This window comes from Paenibacillus qinlingensis (assembly GCF_013204845.1).
In the GTDB taxonomy this organism is placed as follows: Bacteria; Bacillota; Bacilli; order Paenibacillales; family NBRC-103111; genus Paenibacillus_E; species Paenibacillus_E qinlingensis.
The window spans coordinates 1-1,302 of sequence record NZ_JABMKY010000050.1 but is presented as its reverse complement, the minus strand read 5'-3'; the positions used below and the strand labels follow the sequence as shown (position 1 = coordinate 1,302).

The following is a 1,302-nucleotide window of genomic DNA, read 5'->3' as shown; positions in this document are numbered from 1 at the left end:
TGGACCTCTGTCAAGAAAGTAGACACCTAATAAGAGAAGTTAACTAACGCTTTTGTAGTAAAGTTCTTCAAATCGATCCGGCGAGACATAGCCCAAAGAACCATGGATTCTTTTACGGTTGTAAAAGAGTTCAATGTACTCGAACATGTCCTGTTGAGCCTGTGCCTTTGTCCAAAATTTCGTACAGTAAACAAACTCCTTCTTTAATACACTGTGGAAGGATTCGATGCAGGCATTATCGTAGCAGTTACCTTTTCGGCTCATACTTGCTTTCATTTTGTAGGTTTCAAGTCTTTCGCGGTAATCTTCCGAGGCATATTGCGAGCCTCGATCTGAGTGGTGCACAAGCCCTTCTGGAGGTTGTTGCGCCACATAAGCTTGGTCTAGTGCAGCCAGGACTAACTCTTTCGTCATGCGGTCTCCAAGCTGCCAACCTACAATTTTGCGCGTGTAAAGATCTAAAACACTAGCTAAATACAACCGGCCTTCATTGCACGGAATATAGGTAATATCAGTGACCCAGACTTTGTTAGGTGCGGTTGTTTGAAAATTTTGATTTAGCAAGTTAGGCGCAATTGGTGAATCATGATTTGAATCCGTCGTGTTCACTCGAAACTTCTTGGAAACGCAGGAACGAAGCCCATTGGCTTTCATTAGTGAACCAACTAGTCGCTCAGATACCGTCCAGCCTTCACGTACGAGTGTCTCTGTGATTTTAGGGCTGCCATACCTACCAAAATGGTCATGAAAAATGAACGAGATTCGAGCTAAGAGCGCAGCTCTGCGCTTCTGGTAGCTATTCACTGCCTCTTTTCCAAGTAACCATTTATAGTAACCGCTCCGGGAAACCTCAAGCGTCTGACACATCTTCTCCATTGAAAATTCGGAACGATGCTTTTCAATGAACTGGAACCTTAGTTCTTTGGTTTGCTGAAGATGTGCACGGCCTTTTTTACGATCGCAAGTTCTTCTTGAGCATCTGCAATGAGGCGATCTTTATCTGCAAGTTGACGGTCTTTCTCTTTCAAAAGCTGTTCTAACTGGCGGAGTCTTTCTGGTGTTGCAATGGATTCACTTTCAAACTGTCGATATTTCGCTACCCATTGGTGCAGGGTTCCTGCCGGAATGTTCAATTCCTCGGCGATCTGTGTGACCGACTTCGTTTGTTCTTGAATAAATTTCACCGTCTGTTGTTTAAATTCATCATTATACCTTTGCCGCTGTTCACCCAAAATGAACACCTCCTGATAAGATTATTATCCTCATCTCCTAACGAGGTGTCTACTTTTTATTCTAGTTTCA

At 43.4% G+C, this 1,302-nt stretch carries 2 protein-coding genes; both read right to left on the bottom strand.

Annotation, left to right across the window (positions count from 1 at the left end):
* Positions 1-39 precede the first annotated feature (39 nt).
* The gene (locus HQN88_RS37180; RefSeq protein ID WP_274318765.1) at positions 40-903 is read right to left on the bottom strand and encodes an IS3 family transposase; all 864 of its coding nucleotides are present in this window, start codon (positions 901-903) and stop codon (positions 40-42) included.
* 11 nt (positions 904-914) lie between these two features.
* A complete protein-coding gene (locus HQN88_RS37430; RefSeq protein WP_274318833.1) occupies positions 915-1,241 on the bottom strand; it encodes a transposase in 327 nt (108 codons plus the stop codon).
* Positions 1,242-1,302 lie beyond the last annotated feature (61 nt).